General features: G+C 54.7%; 16 protein-coding genes and 1 tRNA gene. 12 read left to right on the forward strand and 5 right to left on the reverse strand.

Annotated features, from left to right (window positions below; genetic code table 11):
- Positions 1-19: 19 nt before the first annotated feature.
- Positions 20-670 (reverse strand): pyridoxamine 5'-phosphate oxidase, encoded by a 651-nt coding sequence (gene pdxH / locus H8B13_RS03730; protein ID WP_187309459.1) that lies wholly within the window; start codon positions 668-670, stop codon positions 20-22.
- A 69-nt stretch (positions 671-739) separates the two neighbouring features.
- Here pdxH and H8B13_RS03735 point away from each other — a divergent pair, with 69 nt between their 5' ends.
- The 9 genes from H8B13_RS03735 (at position 740) to H8B13_RS03775 (ending at position 9490) form a co-directional block, all read left to right on the forward strand.
- A complete protein-coding gene (locus tag H8B13_RS03735) occupies positions 740-892 on the forward strand; it encodes a hypothetical protein (protein ID WP_187309460.1) in 153 nt (50 codons plus the stop codon).
- A 190-nt stretch (positions 893-1082) separates the two neighbouring features.
- The gene (locus H8B13_RS03740) at positions 1083-1640 is read left to right on the forward strand and encodes a YqgE/AlgH family protein (RefSeq protein ID WP_187309461.1); all 558 of its coding nucleotides are present in this window, start codon (positions 1083-1085) and stop codon (positions 1638-1640) included.
- A gap of 52 nt (positions 1641-1692) precedes the next feature.
- On the forward strand, positions 1693-4131 hold the full coding sequence (locus tag H8B13_RS03745; RefSeq protein ID WP_187309462.1) for a DUF349 domain-containing protein: 2439 nt from the start codon (positions 1693-1695) through the stop codon (positions 4129-4131).
- 43 nt (positions 4132-4174) lie between these two features.
- Positions 4175-4247 (forward strand) — tRNA-Thr (locus H8B13_RS03750).
- A 112-nt stretch (positions 4248-4359) separates the two neighbouring features.
- Complete coding sequence (locus tag H8B13_RS03755) at positions 4360-4866, forward strand: hypothetical protein (protein ID WP_187309463.1); 507 nt, start codon at positions 4360-4362, stop codon at positions 4864-4866.
- A gap of 473 nt (positions 4867-5339) precedes the next feature.
- Positions 5340-7085, forward strand: coding sequence for a circadian clock protein KaiC (gene kaiC / locus H8B13_RS03760; RefSeq protein WP_187309464.1), 1746 nt, complete (start codon positions 5340-5342; stop codon positions 7083-7085).
- Positions 7086-7100: 15 nt separating this feature from the next.
- Positions 7101-7433 carry a circadian clock KaiB family protein gene (locus H8B13_RS03765; RefSeq protein WP_261990213.1) on the forward strand — a complete coding sequence of 111 codons (333 nt, stop codon included), beginning with the start codon at positions 7101-7103 and terminating at the stop codon, positions 7431-7433.
- 1 nt (position 7434) lies between these two features.
- Positions 7435-7770 carry a circadian clock KaiB family protein gene (locus H8B13_RS03770; protein WP_187309465.1) on the forward strand — a complete coding sequence of 112 codons (336 nt, stop codon included), beginning with the start codon at positions 7435-7437 and terminating at the stop codon, positions 7768-7770.
- Entirely contained in the window at positions 7763-9490 is a 1728-nt protein-coding gene (locus tag H8B13_RS03775) for a sensor histidine kinase (protein WP_187309466.1), read from the forward strand. The genes H8B13_RS03770 and H8B13_RS03775 overlap by 8 nt, the downstream gene beginning before the upstream one ends.
- 116 nt (positions 9491-9606) lie before the next feature.
- On the opposite strand, the gene H8B13_RS03780 is transcribed toward H8B13_RS03775, so the two are convergent.
- Positions 9607-10182: a fasciclin domain-containing protein gene (locus H8B13_RS03780; RefSeq protein ID WP_187309467.1), complete on the reverse strand. Its 576-nt coding sequence runs from the start codon at positions 10180-10182 to the stop codon at positions 9607-9609.
- A 191-nt stretch (positions 10183-10373) separates the two neighbouring features.
- Positions 10374-11489 (reverse strand): porin, encoded by a 1116-nt coding sequence (locus tag H8B13_RS03785; RefSeq protein ID WP_187309468.1) that lies wholly within the window; start codon positions 11487-11489, stop codon positions 10374-10376.
- Positions 11490-11698: 209 nt separating this feature from the next.
- Between H8B13_RS03785 and H8B13_RS03790 the strand changes: the two genes are divergently transcribed.
- A complete protein-coding gene (locus H8B13_RS03790) occupies positions 11699-12880 on the forward strand; it encodes a hypothetical protein (RefSeq protein ID WP_187309469.1) in 1182 nt (393 codons plus the stop codon).
- A 79-nt stretch (positions 12881-12959) separates the two neighbouring features.
- On the opposite strand, the gene H8B13_RS03795 is transcribed toward H8B13_RS03790, so the two are convergent.
- Positions 12960-15908 (reverse strand): TonB-dependent receptor, encoded by a 2949-nt coding sequence (locus tag H8B13_RS03795; RefSeq protein ID WP_187309470.1) that lies wholly within the window; start codon positions 15906-15908, stop codon positions 12960-12962.
- Between the two features lie 337 nt (positions 15909-16245).
- On the opposite strand from H8B13_RS03795, the gene H8B13_RS03800 reads away from it, so the two are divergent.
- Positions 16246-17046 (forward strand): DUF547 domain-containing protein, encoded by an 801-nt coding sequence (locus H8B13_RS03800; protein WP_187309471.1) that lies wholly within the window; start codon positions 16246-16248, stop codon positions 17044-17046.
- 225 nt (positions 17047-17271) lie between these two features.
- A complete protein-coding gene (locus tag H8B13_RS03805) occupies positions 17272-19686 on the forward strand; it encodes an endonuclease MutS2 (protein WP_187309472.1) in 2415 nt (804 codons plus the stop codon).
- Positions 19687-19907: 221 nt separating this feature from the next.
- Here H8B13_RS03805 and murB read toward each other — a convergent pair whose 3' ends face one another.
- The gene (gene murB, locus H8B13_RS03810) at positions 19908-20942 is read right to left on the reverse strand and encodes a UDP-N-acetylmuramate dehydrogenase (protein WP_187309473.1); all 1035 of its coding nucleotides are present in this window, start codon (positions 20940-20942) and stop codon (positions 19908-19910) included.
- Positions 20943-21004 lie beyond the last annotated feature (62 nt).

Genomic DNA, 21004 nt, shown 5'->3' on the forward strand with positions numbered 1-21004 from the left:
TACTTGGTATGATGCTCACTCAGGGAGCCAAACGGCTGCGCTTCCACTCGTTGCCAACCCGCTCGTACAAAATGCGGTCGTGGAGGCGGCTGGGGCGGCCCTGCCAGAACTCCACGCGGTGTGGGCGCAGTATAAAGCCCCCCCAATGTGGCGGGCGCGGCAACGGGTTTTCATTTGTAAAGCGCTGCTCTATTTCACGCTCTCGCTGCTCCAATTCCTCCCGGCTCTCTATTACCTGACTTTGCGGGGAAGCCCAGGCACCCACCTGACTTTCACGCGGCCGGCTCTGAAAATACTGGTCCGATAGCTCCTGGGGAGCTTTTTCGACGCGTCCTTCCACTCGCACTTGGCGCTCTAAGCCAGGCCAGAAAAAGTTAAGCGCCGCCTGTGGGTGGGCGGCTAATTCGTGCCCTTTGCGACTGTCGTAATTGGTGTAAAACAGAAACCCAACGTCGTCGGGGAGGCCTTTGAGGAGCACTACGCGCGTGGTAGGCTGGCCGTCCGCACCGACAGTGGCCAGCGTCATGGCGGTGGGCTCATCTAGGTGGGCTGCGATGGCCTCATTAAGCCAGGTTCGAAACTGGTGCACGGCGTCGGGCAGCACATCAGCCTCATTGAGTGTGTGTTGAGCGTACGATTTGCGCAGGTCGGCCAGTTGCTGGTCAGTCATGAAATGCGGATTTAGAATGCGTTAATGGCCTTTTGGGTATCAGGCATAAAGCGACCAAGTGACTTGCCTATGCAGCAGTTGCAAATTTCGCTCGCGAAAAAGCCGGCGCTGCGTTCAAATATGGCCAGCTTTTCGGGCTTGGTTGCAGTTGATAACGGGCGCAAATTATTCAGAAATTTGTTCAGGCACCTTCAACATTTATATGCCACCGCGCCGTTGTAATGTTCACCGGGGGCACTAGGGTATTCTGCGCGGCCGGTTTATTTCCGGGAACCTTAGCCTATTCCCCCGACGTACCAATAATATATACCTGTAATTGAGGCAGACCACAGAATTGTAGCGGAAGATCAGTGTTAGCGGTCTGTAAGGTTAGGCTGATTAAATTAACGTATTCTAAAAAGAAGCTTGACCTATGAAAGCTGGAAGCCTATTAATTTCGCAGCCCTTCCTGGGCGATCCTAATTTTGAGCGCAGCGTAGTGCTGCTGTGCCGCCACACCGATGAGGAGGGCTCATTTGGCTTAGTGCTTAATCGGGACACCAACCTGCTGCTGGGCGATGTGCTGGAGCTGCCCGGTGGCGATGTGCTGCCCGCCGCCCGCCTGCCGCTGGGCCTGGGCGGACCCGTGCAGCCCGATACACTCCATTATCTTCACCGCCGCGCCGATGTGCCGGGTGCTGTAGCGCTGGGGCACGATGTGTATTGGGGCGGCGACTTTGAAGTGCTGCTGGGCTTGCTGCTCAGTGGCGAGGTTGGGGAAGAAGATGTGCGCCTGTACGCTGGCTATTCGGGCTGGACGGCCGACCAATTGGCGGAGGAGGTGCGCGAAAATGTTTGGATAGTGCATCCCAATGCTGCCGAGAAAGTCTTTACTTTGACTACTGATGCCTTTTGGCAGTCTATTCTGCGCGAAAAAGGCGGTCGGTACCGGATTTTATCTAACTATCCCACAGATCCACGCCTGAATTAGCCCCCCACTGCCGCGCCAATTTTTTTTCGGGGCCGGCCTTTTCCTTTGAACTATGCTACCTGACAACCATACCACCGACCCCCTACACTCCGACGAAGCATCGGAGTCGCCGATGAGCATTCTGGAGCGCCGTCTGGCCGAGATTCGTGCCAAGGAAGATCCTGCTGCGGAGCCTGTGCTTCCCACAGAGGTGCCTGACCCCGCGGCTAACATCCCGGCCGAAACAACCGCTACGGCACCTTCTACTACCACCGACGAAATCACGGAACGTCCCTCACAAGGTACGCCACCCATCGAAAATGCCCCCCAGGGAGCCGGCACAGCCGAAGCACCCGCTGCCGAGGTAGCACCAGAGACTTCGAGCCACGCAACGCCCGATGCGCCCTCAACTCAGGAGCCAATCTCTGAACCGCTGGCCCGGGCCGAAGCACATTATGGGCTCCAGAATCCCGGTGTGGAAACGGCCACGCAAGCTGCCGCGCCTATTACCCCTGAGCCGGAGGCTATGCCAGCCAGCGTAGGAAGTGCGGCTGATGACTTATCAAGCCAAAAAGCCCCCCAGGCAGCCATAACGCCCGAGCCAGAGGCTTTAACTGGGCAAACCACGGCCCCTGAGGAGCCGGAATCGGAAGCGGCGCCAGTTATTGCGCTTCGCACGGCCCAAGACCTGGAAAATGCTCCTGACGTGGTTGCTTCCTTGCCTACTTCCGCTACGGCATCAGCCGCCGTCGCGCACGAAGCAGCAACTGCCCACGAAGGCGAAGAAGAGGAGGAGCTAGTGGCCGAAACCCACGGCCCCGATTTTGGTCAGCTTGATTTGGCAGCGCAAGCGTCATTCCTCCTGAATATGGTGCATCGACCTGATGCCCAGCGCAACCGCAAGCAGATTACGGATTTCTATCGTCAATACGAAACCGCTTTAGCTGCTGATCGTCAGCGGGTGGAAGCGGCCGCCGCACCCGATGCGGAAGCGACGTATCACGGTCCGGCTGGTCATGCCGAGTTGGTGAAGGCCATGCAGGAATTCCGCGAAAGCCGTGCCCGCGACGCCCGTGCCGAAGACGAGCAGCGAGCCAAAAACCTGGCGCACAAGCAGGAGTTGCTGGCCCAGCTGCGGCTGCTGGTTGAGTCAGCCGAAACCAAGGATAGCTCAGCCAAGATCAAGACCCTGCAAAACGACTGGAAGTCAACTGGTCCGGTGCCACAGAAGGATGCCCAGGAACTGTGGAACAGCTACCACGCGCTGCTGGACATTTATTATAATAACCGCGGCCTTTTCTTCGAAATGAAGGAACTGGACCGCCGCCGCAACCTGGAGGCAAAAGAGGCGCTGTTGCGCCGTGCCGAAGCGCTCAGTGAGCAGCCCAGCATTAATAAGGCGTTGCAAGAGCTGCGGCAGCTTCATGAGGAGTGGAAGCACATTGGTCCGGTGCCTAATGAGCAGCGCGACGCTATCTGGCAGCGCTTTCTGCAAGCTTCTGAGCAGGTACACGACCGCAAGAAAAGCTTCCTCGATACGCGCTCAACCCAGGAAAACGAGAACCTGACCCGTAAAACGGCGCTGCTGGAGCAAATCAAATCGTTTGGTGAATTCCAGACCGAGCGGGTAAACGAGTGGCGCAGCAAAACCGACGAGCTACAAAAACTGAAAGAAGATTGGGATGCTGCCGGCCTCGTGCCGCGCGAAAAAGCCGATCAGCTTAACAAGCAGTTCTGGGGGGCTTATAAGGGCTTTTTCCAGCGCAAAAATCAGTTTTTTAAAGCCCTCGACGAAGAGAAAGGCCAGAACCTCAAGCGTAAGCTGGAGCTATGCGATCAGGCCGAGGCGGCACTTGAGAATCCTAATTGGGAGGAGGGCCGCGAAATTGTTATTCGTCTGCAAAAAGAGTGGAAGCTGATCGGTCGTGTGCCTGAAAAGCAGTCTGATAAAGTCTGGAACCGCTTTCGCACCGCTTGTGATGCCTTCTTTGATCGCAAAAATCAGGAAGCCAAGCAGCGCGAGGTCAAGGCCCAAATCGTATCGCAGGAGCAAGCTGCCCACCTCGACCGTGTGGCCGACACCGTAGCCGCCCTTACTGCCGATAACCCCGGAACCATCGAGGGCTTTCGGGAACTCGTAGCAGAGTGGCGCGCCTCAGTTGCTTCGGGTGGGCCACGAGCGGAGGAGAAATTCCAGACGCTGATGGGCAAATACCTCGACACGGTGCCGGGCCTTGCCTATGCCGAACGGGGCGATTTGCTGTTTCAACTGCAAGTTGAGCGCCTCAAATCGGGTCCTGATGCGCAGCAGGCTCTTTACAAAAAGGAGCAAGGCTTGCGTCGCGACATCAACGAGCTGGAAAACGACATCGCTACGTTACAGACTAACCTTGAGTTCTTTGCGCGCTCTAAAAACGCCAATCAACTGCGCGAAGAGTACCAAGGCCGCATCGACGAAGCCAAACTGCGCATCGACGCGCTGAAAAAACAATTAAAAATTGTGCGCTCATAGTTTGCAAAATGGTCGCAAGGCACTAGTTTTGCGCCACCATTTCGCCTCCTTAGCTCAGCTGGTAGAGCAACTGACTTGTAATCAGTAGGTCGCTGGTTCGATCCCGGCAGGAGGCTCAAATGCTGCTTCAACCCCACCCATCTCGGGTGGGGTTGTTTGTTTTTTAGACCTTTGCAACCTTTCAGGCGCGCTGCGAATCCTACTCCTGAATAATAAATTGAATGGAGTATGAAACGTGTTCTTTATAGCGTATTTGCCAGTCTTATTCTTTTAGGCGGAGCATGTACGCCGGAATCGGTGGAGCCTCAACCTGAGTTCTTCGTTAAGGCCAACAAAGACGGAACCGCTTGGCTTGTGCCCGGCTCTGGTGTCTACAATAAAGCGCAAGGCGAATTTTATGTGTTTGGGGAGCAAAGAGATGGGAGCGTTAGGCAAGCGTATCTGCGGCTGGGGTTCAATGTGCCCTCGGAGCAGCCGCTCCCCACGGTTGCTCAGGCACCAAGTCTAGCACTACTGCCATCTACGTTGATGGTGGTGGTCGGCGGCGATGTGCTTGTTGATGGCTACACGGCCGATTCCCTGTCAGGAACGCAACTGCTGATAACCCGGCTGGATACGATCCAGAAAGTTGTAGAGGGCACGTTTACTACTTCGTTGCGGCGCGATGCCCGCTGGTCTCAGCAAGGAGAAATAATTCGCTTTACCGAAGGCTCTTTTCGGGTTCGCTATCGATAGAGCCAATTCAGAATAAGTAATTGTAGTTAATAATGTACAAGAAGCCCCCCAGCATCATATTGGGGGGCTTTTTTGTACGCCGTGGTGATAAGTGCATTGGGGTACAGGCAACCGCTTGATCTAAAGGCGTCTTTCGCTGTTTACTACTTGAGTTAAAAGAGAATTCAACTCAAACTGGTAGAATATACGGCCTCATAGATCAAATGCTAAGTAGAACTATCAGCAGCTCGTCAATGGCGCATTGAATTTAAAGATTCATCTTTGAGCATGAGGCGCACTATTTGTAATGCCAAACTCAACTATTATTTGCTCAATCAGTAATAAGAAATTCTGCTAGGTATGGCAGTAGATTCTGACTACCTCCTTTATTACGTATTTGCTAATTGTATAGCCTCTAGGCACACTTTTACGAATTTAAGGACTGAGAAAAAGTCTTCGTAAGCGTCGCTCGATTCTGGTAAACTTTTGATTTCATGCAATACAAAAAGACATCTTCTGCTGCTGCAGTACCCACCTTACCCAAAGCGCCGACCGGAATTGAGGGCTTAGATGAAATTACGGAAGGTGGCTTGCCCAAAGGCCGCCCGACGCTGATTTGTGGCAGCGCCGGCTGTGGCAAAACCCTGATGGGGATTGAGTTTTTGGTGAGGGGCGCGCTAGAGTTCGGCGAGCCGGGTGTGCTGATGGCTTTTGAAGAAACAGCCGAAGAACTGACGGCCAATGTTACTTCCTTAGGCTTTGATCTGCCGGCGCTTCAGGAGCAGAAACTACTGCGTGTTGACCATGTGCACGTAGACCGCTCGGAGATTGAGGAAACCGGCGAGTACGATCTGGAAGGCTTATTTATCCGGTTGGGATACGCTATTGACTCTATTGGGGCCAAGCGCGTCGTGCTGGATACGATTGAGTCTTTATTTGGTGGTTTTCCTAATGAAGCCGTTCTGCGGTCGGAAATCCGTCGGTTGTTCCGCTGGCTCAAGGATAAGGGTGTAACCACCATTATTACTGCTGAGCGGGGCGATGGCACGCTTACCCGGCAAGGGCTGGAAGAGTATGTGTCAGACTGTGTAATTCTGCTCGACAACCGCGTTATCGATCAGATTACAACTAGGCGCTTACGCGTGGTAAAGTACCGCGGCAGCACTCACGGCACGAATGAATATCCGTATTTGATCAGTGAGGACGGCATTTCCGTGCTGCCCGTTACTTCCCTCAAACTGGAGCATGAGGTGTCGGATGAGATTGTTTCCTCTGGCGTTCCGGCTCTCGATGAGATGTTTGGTCGCAGAGGGTTCTATCAAGGAAGCAGTATCCTGCTGACGGGCACCGCCGGCACGGCCAAAACCACGCTGGCGGCTGCTTTTGCCAACCAGATTGCCAGCCAGAATAAGCGCTGTCTTTATTTTGCCTTCGAAGAGTCGCCGCAGCAGCTAGTGCGGAATATGCGCTCTGTTGGTGTGGATTTAACTCCGTGGATAGAGCAAGGATTGCTGCACATTGAAGCATCGCGACCCACGTTGAATGGGTTGGAGCGCCACTTGGTTGTTATTCATAAGCTGGTGAAGGAGCTCAAGCCCGACGCGGTCGTGATTGACCCAATCAGCAATCTGATCAACGTTGGTAATATTAATGAGGTGCGCAGCATGCTCACGCGCCTCATCGACTTCCTGAAAGTAAACAACATCACGGCTCTGTTTACGGCTCTTATCAGCGGCCGAACCAACCAGCTGGACGCGACCGAAGAGGGCGTGTCGTCGTTAGTCGATACGTGGATTAGTGTGCGGGATCTGGAAGGCGTAGGGGAGCGCAACCGCGGCCTTAGCATTCTGAAATCGCGGGGCATGTCGCACTCCAATCAGGTGCGCGAGTTCGTGGTTACCGACCACGGAATTCAGCTCCTCGACGTTGTAATCGGGCCAACAGGCATTGTAACTGGGGCTAGCCGCCTTACCCAACAGCTTCAGGAGCAGGCCCAAGAACTGGCATACCGCCAGGAACTGGAGCGCAAAGACCGGGAGTTGGAGCGTCGGCGTCGGGTGTTGGAAGCTACAATTGCTAATTTGCGCACGGAGTTTGAATCAGTCGAAGAAGAGCTGCGGCAAATTAATAGTGAGGAGCTAACCCGTCACCAGACTTTCACCGAAGGCAGAACAGCCGCAGTCAGTGAAATGTCGGGTCGGCGAGCTCCGGACCACAATACCAAATCAAATAATCAATAATCCTCTTATCCTGTAATGGACACGAACCCGGACACGACGACTGAGGACATGGATAAGGAGTATTGGGAGTTGCGACTATACGTGGCCGGTCAGACTCCCAAATCGGTGGCTGCCATAGCCAACCTGAAAAAGTACTGCGAACAGCACTTGCTGGGGCGCTATAAATTAGAGGTAATCGACTTGCTGCAACATCCACAGTTAGCCGAGGGCGACCAGATACTAGCTATTCCTACGCTGGTGCGGAAAGTGCCCGTGCCTATTCGCAAAATTATTGGTGACCTTTCTAACGAAGAGCGCGTGTTGGTGGGCCTTGACATCCGGCCTATAGAAAGCAAACTAACCCGATAGAATGGAGGCAGAAGGAAGTTTGGAACTAGAGCCGGAAGCGGCCGAGTACGTATTGCATCTGTATATTACCGGAGCTACTCCTAATTCGACGCGGGCGGTGCGTAATATCAAGGAAATCTGTGAGTTGTATCTGCAAGGCCGATACGAGTTAATTATCGTTGATATCTACCAGCAGCCCGAGCTAGCCCAGCAAGAGCAGCTTATTGGCGTACCTACCTTAGTTAAAAAGCGCCCTGGCCTGATTCGTCGGCTGGTGGGCGACCTCTCAAATCGGGAACGAGTGCTGGCCGCGCTGGGGCTGACACTACCATCTGACAGCAACAGCACGAATGGCTGAACCTCTGCCGCCCATATCGACTGACTTAGCCCGTGAAAACGAGGAACTGCGTTATCAGCTACAGGAAGCTGAGGAACTCATTTCCGCTATCCGGTCGGGGTCGGTAGATGCGCTGGCGGTGCAGGGAACCGATGGCCCGCGTATTTACACCCTGCAAGGCGCCGACCAGGTTTACCGAACCTTGATTGAGCAGATGAGTGAAGGCGCGCTGCTGCTCAGCCAGGATGCCATGATTCTCTATTGCAACGCCAGTCTGGCCCGGTTGCTCGATTGCGCACTGGAGGAGTTGATGGGGGGCTTTTTTAACGACTTTGTCCCCGCTGACTTTCGCGCCTATTGGGATGCTTTGCTGGTAGCGGGTTGGGCGGGCAAAAGCAAGGGCGAGCTGCCCCTACAAACTCAGGCTGGCGTGCTGGCGCCCTTCTCTTTGTCGATGAACGTGCTGGAATTCAACGATGCGCCAGCCCTGGCCGTGATTGTAACCAACCTGTCGGCGCAGCGGGAAATAAAAGCCATCCGGGCGCAGGTAGCTGAGCAAAACGAGGTAATTGACCGCAAAAATGAAGAGCTGAAGCGGCAGGAAGCCGCCCGCCTCGTAATGGAGCAAGCTGCCGCCGAAGCAAACCGGATGCTGGAAGGGATTCCGCAGATTGCCTGGACGGCTAATGTTGAGGGCAAAAACACCTACCTCAACCGACGCTGGTTTGATTTTATTGGTAAGCCCATTCAACTCAACTTGAATGAGGGATTTGAAACCCGCTTGCATCCGGATGATGCGGGCCCGGCAGGGGCGCGATGGCAGCACTGCTTGCGCACCGGAGAGGCATTTGAGATTGAATACCGCTTCCGCGACGGCGCCGATAATTACCGCTGGATGCTGGGCCGGGCGCTACCTTCCTACAATGAGCGAGGGGAAATTATGCAGTGGATTGGCACTTTCACTGATATTCACGAGCACAAGCTGGCACTGGAGCGCATCGATCAGGCCCAGCGCCAGTTGCACGAAAATAACGACCAGCTGACGCGTGCCAACGTGGATCTGGACAACTTCATCTACACAGCTTCCCACGACTTAAAAGCGCCCATCAGCAATATCGAAGGATTGTTGCAGGCCTTGCTGGTAGAAATACCGAATGGTGCTTCTGACAGTCAGCAGGCTGACCAGGTGCAGCCCATCATGGCCATGATGCAGGACTCGGTGGAGCGATTTAAGCGCACCATCGAACACCTGACGGAGGTAACCAAGCTGCAAAAAGAACAGGTGCAGCCCCTGGGGCTTGTGGAGCTGGAGCCCATTATTGAGGATGTGCGGCTGGATCTGGAGCCGATGCTGCGCGAGGCGGGGGGCATTTTGGAGGTAAATGTGGCCAATTGTCCGGCCGTCTCCTTTGCCGAAAAAAACCTGCGTAGCGTCATCTATAACCTACTCAGCAATTCTATTAAATATCGTTCGCCGGAGCGGGCACCGCATGTGCGACTGCACTGCCGCGAAGCGGATGGCTACGCGGTGCTCACCGTGCAGGATAATGGCTTGGGTTTTAACCTGGCCAATAATGAAAAACGACTCTTTGGCATGTTTCAACGCCTTCACGACCACGTCGATGGCAGCGGTATTGGTCTGTACATGGTTAAGAAGATGGTAGAGAATGTGGGGGGCAAAATTGAGGTAGAAAGTGAAGTAGGCGTAGGCTCTAGCTTCACCGTGTACTTCAAACGATAGGTTCTACTACACAGACTGAGCGTACGCGCAGCGGAATTTTGACAAATAAAAAGGGCCTTTCCGCATATGGAAAGGCCCTTTTTATTTGCTGTAAATCAGTGCAATGCAATAGAAGCTTACTTGGGCAGCATCACTTTGTCGATGACGTGAATTACGCCATTGCTTTGCATCACATCGTAGGTAGAGATGGTGGACGTATTGCCCGATTCGTCCATCAGGACTACGTTCTTGGGACCATTCATCGTGGCTTTCAACGTGCCACCGCTTACCGTTTTGAGCGTCGCGGTGCCTTTGCCCGCCTTGATAGCCGCCATTATTTTGTCGGCGGTCATGTTGCCGGCTACCACGTGGTAGGTCAGTACCTTGCTTAGCTGAGCTTTGTTCTCTGGCTTCAGCAGAGTTTCAACAGTACCGGCGGGGAGGTTTTCGAAGGCATCATTCACCGGGGCAAACACCGTGAAAGGACCTTTGCCTTGCAGCGTTTCAACCAATCCGGCAGCTTTTACAGCGGCTACGAGCGTGGTGTGATCGGCAGAATTTAGAGCGTTTGCAACAATGTTTTTGCTGGGAAGCATAGCCTGACCGCCTACCATTACGTTGGCCATAGTCATCTGAGCTTGGGCGTGAGCCGATTGTACAGTTGCGGCACCAAGCAGGCAAATGAGGGCGATAGAAAGCGTTTTGCGTTTCATTCTTTAGGATGAATTGAAGGTGGGTTTTTGAAGTTGATAGCATTTACGCCTCAGCTATACCAACCGGATTTACCCGACGCAGAAATATTTTGCTTCACCTATCTACTTTCTTCCAATTCGTTCGAAAAGAATCTATGTTGGCTTTGGTGTAACTGCGCACCCAAGCACTTCGCACGCTTGCAACCGCCCAGCTAAAAGGAAATGGCAATGGAGGAAGTCAGATTCGCATACCCGCTGACCAGGCGTTTGGAGGAGCGCGAAAAGGTTGGATCGGCGGCGTGGAGCGTGCGGCCTTCCAACCGAACCAGCACCTGAGGGCTGGGCGCATAATCCAGATTGAGTGAGCCCCCAGCCACCAGAATATCAGGATCAGTGGGAGCCGGCGCGCTGGACGCAATAATAACTCCGTGAGCGGCGGCATAGTATTCGGCTCGGGCACCCACGGCCCAGGCTTCGTTGAGTTCGTAGCGCGCCAGCAGCGCCGCCGTGTGCCAGGTGTCGCGGCCGGTGCGCTGGGGGGCTTTTTTCTGTTTGCCCACATCAAAAACGACCGCTAAGCTAACTTGTGAAGTAGGAGTGTAACGTAGGTAAAAATCATGGAAGAAACGAGGACGGCGCACGGAGTCGGTAGGCTGCTCATTGCCAAAAAAGGCGCTAGAATTCAGCAATAGCTTATCGGTAATTTGCCACTGAACCTGAGTGCCTAACGCTTTGCTACGGTTGTTTTCGCGGATGTTCTGCCACCCGTTGAGCACCAGGCCGGTGAGCGTAAGCTGGGGGGCAAATTCGTAAGTGAAACGCACGCCGGCCTCATAGTAAGGTGAGTTTTCGGCCATAAGCGAGCGGGTCAGCGTCCAGTTATCCTTGCTCACGGCCGATTCGAAGCCCAGGTGCGACGTAAAAATCCCGGCGTCAATCCAGGCGCGGTCAAAAGGCCGAAATCCGGCGTAGGCCTCGTAGATATGCCTGAGCACAGGATCTTCGGCGGCGTAGTTGGCCGGTACATACGTGCCCGCGTGCAAGCCAATTGCCCCCCGAACCTGAAGGTTTTGGAAGCGCATGCCGAGCAGGGCGTTATTTACTGCAAACTCATTTTGCCGGTCGTGTGAGTAAAGAAAAGAAGGTCGGTCGGAGGTAGGTGGTTGAGGAAAATCGTAGCCATAATATGCGTCTATGAACCCGTAGAATGTGAGCGGGTTAGACGCTGGAGCCTCGGCTGAATCAGGAGCAGCTACTGACGTTTGAGCCAGCGCCAGCCTCATGGGTAGCAGGCACAATAAGCCAAGGAGCAGAAGCCGAAATTTCATGGCGAAGCGAAAACGTAGGATAATCCGTGGTGAATGCAACGGGAGTTATAATAAAGTAGGTCTCTACGGATGAATGGCTTTTTACGCTTGAGTTCGAGTAGGAAACAAATTGTGATATTGGCTCTTCCGAAACAATGTTGCCCGGAGGAGCTAAATTTGACACCTTCGTGCTATTCCAAAAGTAGCTCCTCACTTCAATTTCTAACTCCTTGACTGCTCCGCTACACCTCATTGAAGTTTCGACGCCCGAGCACGCCCGCGAGTTTCGGGAGTTTCCGGTGCGCCTCTACCGCTCCGACCCCAACTACATTCGCCCCCTCGACAAGGATATTGAACAGGTATTTGACACCAAGAAAAACAAGTATTTCCGGGCCGGCGAGCTTACGCGCTGGCTGTTACAGGATGCTCAGGGCCAGACTGTTGGGCGCGTAGCGGCCTTTATCAATAAGCGCACGGCCAAGACTTTCGAGCAGCCCACCGGCGGCATGGGCTTTTTTGAGTGCATTGACGATCAGACGGCGGCCAACACGCTATTCGATGCCTGCCGCACCTGGCTCGCTGAGCGGGGCATGGAAGCCATGGACGGCCCCATCAACTTCGGCGACCGTGACCAGTGGTGGGGCCTGCTCATCGATAATTTTGGCGCGCCGCTCTACGGGCAGAACTATAATCCGCCGTACTATCGTCGCCTATTGGAGACCTACGGCTTTCAGGTGTATTTCGAGCAGTTTACATATTTCCGAAAGGTAGGCGATCCGCTCACGCCAGAATATCAGGAAAAGGCCCAGCGAATGCTGCTGCATAACTCAAAGTATAGCTTTGAGCATCTTCGGTTAAAAGAGCTAGAGAAGTACGCCGAGGACTTTCGAATCGTGTACAACCAGGCGTGGGTGAAGCACGATGGCGTGAAAGAAATGCGTCCCGAGCAGTCGCGCAGCATTATGAATAAGTTGCGCCCTGTAATTGATGAAAAAGGTTGTTGGTTTGCGTATTACGAAGGCCAGCCAGTGGGCTTTTTTATTGCTTTGCCTGAATTGAATGAGCTTTTTCAGCACGTAAACGGCAACCTGAATTGGTGGGGCAAGCTCAAATTCGCCTACCACCGCTGGCGCGGCTCGGTGCGCACGCTCACTGGCATCGCCTTTGGTATTGCCCCCGCCCATCAGCGCCGCGGCGTAGAGGCCGCGATGGTGCTGGCCGTGGCCAAAGTAGTGCAGGACCGCAGCAAAGTGCAGTACGAAGACTTTGTGATGAACTGGATAGGTGACTTCAATCCACGCATGATGGCTGTAGCCGAGCAAATCGGCGGCCGAATCTGGCGCACGCACGCCACATTCCGGTACCTCTTCGACCGGGAAAAAGAGTTCAAGCGTGCCCCGATTATTAGATAAGCTGCAGCAAAGCTTTCGCCATAAAAAATGCCCCCCAGATTCGTCTGGGGGCATTTTTATGGCGAGTCAGTTTCTTTATTTAAAAAACATATCCTACACTAGCCGTGATATTTCGGGGCAGGATGGGGCGAACCAGATTGTAGCTATTTTCGGCGCGGGTGCGGCCGTTGGCTTCTACCGTTTCCAGCAGCTCTTTGGAGAGGTTTTCGCCATTGCGGGCTGCCGCATCGCCGAAGCCTAAGGTATTCAGGAGGTTGGATGCTTGAACGCGCAGCTGTACGCCTTGCAGAGTGCCCCCAAAGTTGTAGCCTAGGCCGGCAAATAATACACCGTAAGAAGGCAGTTGAATGGTGTTGCGCTTGTTGGCGTACCGCTCGCCAAACCAGCGGTAATTAGCAAATACATCGAAGCCCTTAAACGAATAGTCCGCGCCGCCCTCCAGCAGCAAATCTGGCGTGTCTTCTAAGCGGTTGCCTTCGAAGTTGATGACCTCATCATCGGTAAGATTCGCGCTTGTACCCTTGTTGTCAACGAAGTTGAAATCGACAAAGCGGGGGCGCTGCACCGTGCCAATACCGCGCAAGGTCAGGCCGACGACAGGTGAGTAGGTGCCCTCCAACTCTACGCCCAGGTTATTTACTTTGCCCCGATCCTGAGTGAGCGTAAAGCCGCCATCGGGGTTGGAAAGCTGGATGGTGAAGGGGATGTTGTTGTTTTCGCTGTAGAAGGGCACTACGGACAAGCTTACTTTGTTAGCGGCCACTTTCACACCTGCCTCGGCCTGAACGACGCGCTGTACGCCACCACGCAAGGTGCTGTTGCCGGTCGCGTCGCTGGGGTCAGAGCCGTAGGCAAACTGGTCGTTGGAGGGCGCTACGCCGGAGTTGCTAAAGCGGGCAAACGTGGCTAGCTGGTCGGAGAACTTATAATTGCCCCCCAGCGAGTAATTCAGCGTGCTGAAGCGAAAGCTCCACTCGCGCAGCTCACTTGTATTCTGCAAAAAACGGTTGTCGTAGAAGGTGCGATACTGCCCATCCAGGCCGCCGTTGGAACCACCAAAGCGATTTGCGGCCGAAGGGGCACCCAGGAAAGGCGTGAAGCGAGTATCCGCGTTGTTAAGAATAGCGGTTTTAGGAGAGCTACCATCGGCATGGGTAGTTTCGAGGCGCAGGCCGCCATCCAGTCTGAGCTTGTCATTGATCTTCCACTCGTCGCCAGCGTAGTAGCTCAACACTTGGGTAGTGTTGGTGGAGTTGAACAGAATGCCATCGGCGAAGCTGTAAAACAGGAAGCCATTGTTGGTCACTTCAATAGGCTGACCGCCAAATAGCGGCCCGGCCGTGGGAAAGCTCAGGTTCAGCAAACGGGGCCGGTCGGCTACTTCCTGCACCACTAGGTTGTAGCTCAGGCGCTCCTTAATGGTGTAGCGGCTGGCGTAGAAACCAGCGGTGAGCTGATGCTGCCCGGCCGTTTTCTGCAAGCGCAGATTATTTATGGCGTTAGTGGCGGGCTTATCGTCGGGGAAAATGCCGGCGATGTTAACCAGGCCGTTGCCGTTCAAACTGGCAATGTCGATGGACGTATTGGTAGGGTCGTCGGCGTAGGAGAAGCGCGGCGAGTTTACCTGCACTCCAAAAGGAGCCAAGCCGCGGTATTGGGCCGCGAAGGAAGTGCCCAGCACCGGCGGCTGGATGTCGTACACGCCATCCGTGCTCAGGTTTGCGTCGAGCAGGCGGGCGTTGTCGGTGAGTGTGAAGCCGTTGCCCAGATCAAAGAATACTTCCGAGCTAATGGCCTTGTAACGTGTGTGCTGGCCATTCGCCAAGTCACGCTCGAGGCGACCAGCGCCGTTGTTGAATGGATTTGGGATGCTGGTGCGGCGCTGATACTCCGAATACATCGTACCGCGACGCAAATCGGGGCCGCCGGTGATGCGCTGCGGGTCGTTGAGGTTTTGGTAAGGAATGCTGGTGTAGTAGGCTACTTTATCATTTAAATACTTCCCGTAAAGCCGCACGTAGCCGTTTTTCAGGTTGTAGGTCACGTTGGCTTTTACCCCGCCGCCTACGTTGGCCGGGAAGCCCGCGTACTTCACGCCTACATCGTAGCGGTAAAATCCTCCGATGTTGAACTTGAAAGGCGTGCCGGCAATAGGGCCGCCTACATTCGCATCCAAGCGTTGCAGGCCGCCAAGCTGGGCCAGCCCCGAGCGGTCGGAGTAGAAGCCCTGGTCGCCGCCGGTAAGGCGCACGATGCCACCAATTTTGTCTCCGGTACCGGTCTTGCTCAGGAAGTTGACGATACCACCCGGTGCGTTATTGGCAAAAATGCCTGCCGAGCCACCTCGCACTACTTCTAGCCGGTCAATGGTTTCATCGACCCGGAAGTGGATGTCGGTTTTGGCAAATGTTAGCGAGCCAGCTTCTAGAATGGGCAAACCATCCTCCATCAATTGTAAAAAGCCAAAACCCGCCTCTGCATTGGAAGGTAGGCCCCGCGGCGACACGCTGTTGGCCGCCTCGCCACCATCGGAGTTCACCCGAAAGCCGGGTACGGCCATGAGCAGGTCGGCGGTGCCGCGCGACACGCGGTTTTGAATCTGAAGATTAGTAAGCGTAGTCACGGCTACCGAGCTTTCCAGCTTGGTTTGGGGATTGAAAGTACCCGTCACCACTACATCGTTCAGATTCAGGGCGTCGGCGGCCAGCGTGGCATTCATTACCACTGCCTGGGTACCATCCAGAGTAACTGTTTGGGTGGCGGCGCGGTAACCCAGAAAAGTAGCCGTGAGCGTGTAAGTGCCCGCCGGTACGCCCGTCAGCTCAAACTGGCCTTGGGCATCGGTGGCCGTGTTTTTACCCGACGGCTGAAGTACGACGGTAGCGCCGGGAAGCGGCTGGCCGCTGGCATCACGAATCTGGCCGCTCACACGGCCAGCTACATCCTGCGCCAGGGTAGGCGCCACGGCTAGGCATACCAAAGCGGCTCCCGGAAGCAAGCGCTGGTAGAAAGTAGAAGTTAGGTGCATAAAAAGGAAGGGGAAAATGTGCTTGAAAAGCGACAGATGGGCGAAATACGCAGTTTTAACACGAATGGATTGACTAGGAGGAAACTGTGTGCCACACCCATCGACTTACGGTAGAGCTATATTGTTGTTGGGCACTATGCATTTCTGTATAAACCAGCCGAGAAACAATGAAGGAGAAGTGTAGTGAGTGAGGACCTACGTTTTGCTTAGCCCAGCCGTACTCAATTCGCTGTTTCCTTGAATTTGTCGATTACTTTGCACCCCTCAACCCAACAGAGGGGCATTTTGCGTAAATCTTGCCCAACCTTGAATCTGTCTTGTTTTCATTCCTCCTTACATGAGAATCCTCTTTCGCGCGGCCGTATTCGGTCTCCTTCTATTCACCTCAGCTTGCCAAAGTGGCTGCGCTTATGTGCGCTACTTTACCCCGCTCAATCCTACTTCCAAAGACAGCCGCCCGGTGAGCCACGAGCCGTGGGACGCGTTGCTGAAAAAGCACGTAAATGAGCAGGGTATGGTTGACTACACTGGCTTTCAAGCTGATAGCGCTACACTTAATACTTATCTGACGGCACTCAGCGACAACTTGCCCAACAACAACTGGAGCGAGCCGGAGCGCCTGGCGTACTGGCTGAATGCCTATAATGCATTCACGATTCAGCGCGTCATTCGGGCCTATCCGCTCAAGAGCATTCGGGATTTGGGGGGCGACAAAACGCTGGTGAATACTGTTTGGGATCAGCCCTTTATTCGCCTTGGCGACGACAAGCACACCCTCAACGACATTGAGCAGCGCATCATCCGCAAGAAATTTGATGAGCCGCGTATTCATTTTGCGCTGGTGTGCGCCGCCATGTCGTGCCCCAAGCTGCGCAACGAAGCCTACGTAGCTGCCCGCCTCAACGAACAGCTTGAGGAGCAAGCTACTACCTTCATCAACGACCCCACCAAGAATAAGCTTACCCCCGCCGACAAGCCCGAGGTCTCAAGCATCTTCAATTTCTACCCCAAGGATTTCGCGAAGGATGATAACACCATTCAAAAGACTATCAACCGCTACGCAACCCAGAAAATCAACCCCGACGCAACCCTGAATTATATGACTTACGACTGGTCGGTGAACGAGCAAAAGAAGTGAGCCACGACTGCAGGTTACGTTTTATAAAAAGCCCCCCAGTACACTCCTGGGGGGCTTTTTTGTGTTTTGCTCCTTGCCATTTAAAGCGCACAGTATGAGTAGGTAGTTAGAATAGCAGCTTGCATTTCAATCTCTATAATTCATTGGACGAATCTTTCTGCCGTCCGCTGATGTTTATCTTCGCAACCTACTCTTACCTTATAGACAGCAGCCGCTGAATTTTCTTTGCTTTTACCTTCCAATTTCGAACATAAAATAGGTTTCTCGCAGTTGCGTGACATGCTGGATTCCTTGTGTTTGAGCGCCCTGGGCCGACATTTTGTCGCTAAGATGCAGTTCCAGACCAAGCACGACCAGCTTCAGAAGCTGCTGCTCCAAACCGACGAGTTCCGCGTCCTGCTCCAGTCGGGCGCCGACTTCCCCAGCCAGCACTACCACGATGTGCACCCGCACCTGGTGCGCGCCAGCATACCCGGCGCCTACCTAGAGGTGACGGCCTTTTTTGCCGTCAAGATGAGCCTGCGCACGATTCGACAGGCCCTTACTTTCTTCACCCACGCCGAAGAAACGCTGTATCCGACTTTGCGCTTGTTGGGTATTGGCGTACAAGTAGACCGCAACTTGCTGCTGGCGCTGGATAAAGTGGTGGACGACGAAGGCCAGGTGCGCGACAACGCTTCGCCGCTACTGATGCAGCTCAAGCAGGAGCTGATTGCCCGCCAGGGCCAGCTGCGCAAACAGATTGCCGGCATTCTGCGCCACGCCAAAACCGAAGGCTGGATACCCGGCGACGCCGAGCCTACAATCCGTGGGGGGCGTTTGGTGCTACCCGTTATTGCCGAGCACAAGCGCCGCGTCAAAGGCTTGATTCATGATGAGTCGGCCTCGGGCCAGACGGTGTTCATTGAGCCGGAAGCCGTTTTTGAGTTGAATAATGATATCAAAGACCTCGAAAACGCCTACCAGCGCGAGCTTATCCGTATTCTCACTCAACTCACTGATCAGCTCCGGCCCCACATCCCAGACTTACGCAAAGCGTATCAGTACCTGGGCTTGCTAGATTTTATTCGGGCTAAAGCCTTGCTGGCTAGTCGTCTGGAAGCGTCTTTGCCAACCTTGCACCCGCGCCCGCTAATTAAGTGGCAGAAGGTGCGCCATCCGCTGCTGTACCTCACATTTCGGGAGCAGCCTAAGGAAACACGCCGCGAGGTGGTGCCGCTAAACATTGAACTTCATCCTGAGCAGCGCATCCTGCTGATTTCGGGACCGAACGCGGGGGGCAAATCCGTGGCCATGAAGACCGTGGGTCTGGTGCAGTACATGCTGCAATGCGGCCTGCTCATCCCGGCCGGCGACGGCTCTGAAGCGGGTGTATTTGAGGATATTTTCCTGGATATCGGCGACGAGCAAAGTCTTGATAATGACTTGAGTACCTACTCGTCGCACCTGCTGAACATGAAGCAGTTTCTGCTGTTTGCGGGCAAGAAAAGCTTGGTGCTCATCGACGAGTTTGGTACCGGCACCGAGCCCGCTCTGGGCGGCGCCATTGCCGAAGCCGTACTTGATCAGCTCAACCGGGCCCGCAGCTACGGCGTGATTACTACTCACTACACTAACCTAAAGAACTACGCCGAGCGCTCGCCGGGCATCGTGAACGGCGCCATGCGCTACGATCCGGAGCGTTTGCAGCCGCTATATCGGCTGGAAATTGGCAAGCCAGGTTCTTCATTTGCTATTGAAATTGCCCGCAAGATTGGTTTGCCGGCCCAACTCGTAGAGCGGGCTACCCAACTCGTAGGCAAGGACAAAATCCGCTACGATCGTTTGCTGGAAGGTCTGGAAAAGGAAAAAGCCGACCTCGAACAGCGCTCTGCCGAAGCGGAAAAGCAAGAGCGCCGCCTCAAAAAAGCTGCTCAGGAATACCAGGATCTCAAGCGCCACCTGGAGGAAACTCGCCTCGATGTATTGCGTGACGCGAAAGCCAAAGCCAAGCTGCTGCTCAAGGATACGAACCAGCAAATTGAGGCTACTATACAAGAAATCCGCACCGCGCAAGCCGACAAGGAGCAAACTAAGCAGGCGCGCCAGAAGCTGGACGACTACGTGAAAAAGGAGCTGCAAATCGAGCCGCTCAAAGCCCGCGCGACCCGCGAAACCGCCGACGCCGCCACTCTCAAGTCCGGCGACAAAGTGGCCCTTATCGGGCAGGATGGCTACGGCGAAATCATGAGTGTGAAAGGCAAGACGGCGGAGGTATCCTTTGGCGGTATGAAAACCATCGTCAAGATCTCGCAGCTCGAAAAGCTGGGTCGCGCCGAAATCAAGGAGCGGGAGAAGAAAGCCGAGCGAAATGCCCCCCAGAGCTCCGGCATGGACATGACCGGCCGCATGGCCAACTTCAGTCCCAACCTCGACCTGCGCGGCGAGCGGGCCGAAGATGCCCTGCAAAAAGTAATGGCCTTCGTGGACGACGCGGTGATGCTCGGCATTCCCGAAATCAAGTTTGTGCACGGCCGCGGCAACGGCGTCCTGCGCCAGATAACCCGCGACTACCTGCGCTCCGTGCGCTCCGTGGCCAGCGTAGCCGACGAGCACGCCGAACGCGGCGGCGATGGGGCCACGGTGGCGGTGCTGAAGTAGCCGGAATTATAGCTGTGTGTGTATAGTCAATCCTGTCTCATTAGGCGGTCATGCAGAACGCAGTGAAGCATCTCGCGTGCTGATGCTGGATTAGTAATCTGACTACCGCGTGCGAGATGCTTCGCGCCGCTCTGCATGACCGCCTTTTTGCTTTTAGATTTTTACTCAACATAAAAAAGCCCCTTGGTTTAAACCAGGGGGCTTTTTACAGCAAAACGACCTTACATAATATTTACTTCCGGGTGTAGCTCCACGCCGAACTTTTCTCGCACCGAAGCAATAATCTCGTGGGCCAGATCCCGGATATTTGCCCCCTGAGCGCCGCCGTGGTTCACCAGTACCAATGCTTGATTCTCGTGCACGCCGTGGGGGCCAAATCGGCGGCCTTTCCAGCCGCACTGCTCGATCAGCCAGGCGGCGGGCACTTTTACGCCGCCGGGAACGGGGTAGCCGGGCAGGTCGGGGTAGTGGGCTTTCAGCTCGTCGAAGCGGTGCTGGGAGATTTCTGGGTTTTTAAAAAAGCTGCCGGCATTACCGATTTGGGCAGGGTCGGGAAGCTTGCTGCGGCGAATGCGGATTACGGCCTCGCTCACGTCCTGGGGTGTGGGGTCAGATTCGATGCCCATATCGGCGAGGGTAGTGCGCAGGGCGCCGTAGCTGATATTGAGCCGGTGCTGACGTTGCAGCCGCAGCACCACGCTGGTCACGATAAACTGGTTTTTGAGCGGGCCTTTAAACACGCTTTCGCGGTAGCCGAAGCCGCATTCCTCGCGCGTAAACGTGCGCAGGCGGCCGGTGCTGATTTCCAAGGCTTCAAGGTGGTCAAAAGTATCCTGTAATTCCGCCCCGTACGCGCCAATATTCTGCAAGGGCGCCGCGCCCACCGTCCCTGGAATTAGAGACAGATTTTCGATGCCACTTAGGTTCTGCTGCAAGGCGTACTGCACCATGCCATGCCACGATTCGCCGGCGCCTGCGCGCACCAGCGCGGTATCCGCGTCGTCGTCCTGGGCAATAACTTCGAGGCCCGCTATCTCATTTTTAAGTACTACACCGCCGAAATCTTGCGTGAAGAGCAGGTTGCTGCCGCCACCGAGAATAAGTTTTTCGGCCTGCTGTACTTCCGGCAAAGCCAGCAAAGCGCGCAACTCGTCTACACTACGAAAGCGGGCAAACAAGCGCGCCTTGACGTCGATGCCGAAGGTATTGTAAGGGCGGAGTGAAACGTCGTGTTCGAGAAGAGAGGCCGAAGACATAGGGAAAGCAAAAAGGTAATGCTGCGGTAAAAGTAGCGCCGCGGCCGCGAAAAAAGCCCCCC

It is taken from the genome of Hymenobacter sp. BT188 (assembly GCF_014333585.1).
Taxonomy (GTDB): domain Bacteria; phylum Bacteroidota; class Bacteroidia; order Cytophagales; family Hymenobacteraceae; genus Hymenobacter.

Bases quoted from the DNA above. Each gene is read 5' to 3' on its own strand.
- pdxH (WP_187309459.1), bottom strand. From the start codon at position 670: ATGACTGACCAGCAACTGGCCGACCTGCGCAAATCGTACGCTCAACAC.
- H8B13_RS03735 (WP_187309460.1), top strand. From the start codon at position 740: ATGCAGCAGTTGCAAATTTCGCTCGCGAAAAAGCCGGCGCTGCGTTCA.
- H8B13_RS03740 (WP_187309461.1), top strand. From the start codon at position 1,083: ATGAAAGCTGGAAGCCTATTAATTTCGCAGCCCTTCCTGGGCGATCCT.
- H8B13_RS03745 (WP_187309462.1), top strand. From the start codon at position 1,693: ATGCTACCTGACAACCATACCACCGACCCCCTACACTCCGACGAAGCA.
- H8B13_RS03755 (WP_187309463.1), top strand. From the start codon at position 4,360: ATGAAACGTGTTCTTTATAGCGTATTTGCCAGTCTTATTCTTTTAGGC.
- kaiC (WP_187309464.1), top strand. From the start codon at position 5,340: ATGCAATACAAAAAGACATCTTCTGCTGCTGCAGTACCCACCTTACCC.
- H8B13_RS03765 (WP_261990213.1), top strand. From the start codon at position 7,101: ATGGACACGAACCCGGACACGACGACTGAGGACATGGATAAGGAGTAT.
- H8B13_RS03770 (WP_187309465.1), top strand. From the start codon at position 7,435: ATGGAGGCAGAAGGAAGTTTGGAACTAGAGCCGGAAGCGGCCGAGTAC.
- H8B13_RS03775 (WP_187309466.1), top strand. From the start codon at position 7,763: ATGGCTGAACCTCTGCCGCCCATATCGACTGACTTAGCCCGTGAAAAC.
- H8B13_RS03780 (WP_187309467.1), bottom strand. From the start codon at position 10,182: ATGAAACGCAAAACGCTTTCTATCGCCCTCATTTGCCTGCTTGGTGCC.
- H8B13_RS03785 (WP_187309468.1), bottom strand. From the start codon at position 11,489: ATGAAATTTCGGCTTCTGCTCCTTGGCTTATTGTGCCTGCTACCCATG.
- H8B13_RS03795 (WP_187309470.1), bottom strand. From the start codon at position 15,908: ATGCACCTAACTTCTACTTTCTACCAGCGCTTGCTTCCGGGAGCCGCT.
- H8B13_RS03800 (WP_187309471.1), top strand. From the start codon at position 16,246: ATGAGAATCCTCTTTCGCGCGGCCGTATTCGGTCTCCTTCTATTCACC.
- murB (WP_187309473.1), bottom strand. From the start codon at position 20,942: ATGTCTTCGGCCTCTCTTCTCGAACACGACGTTTCACTCCGCCCTTAC.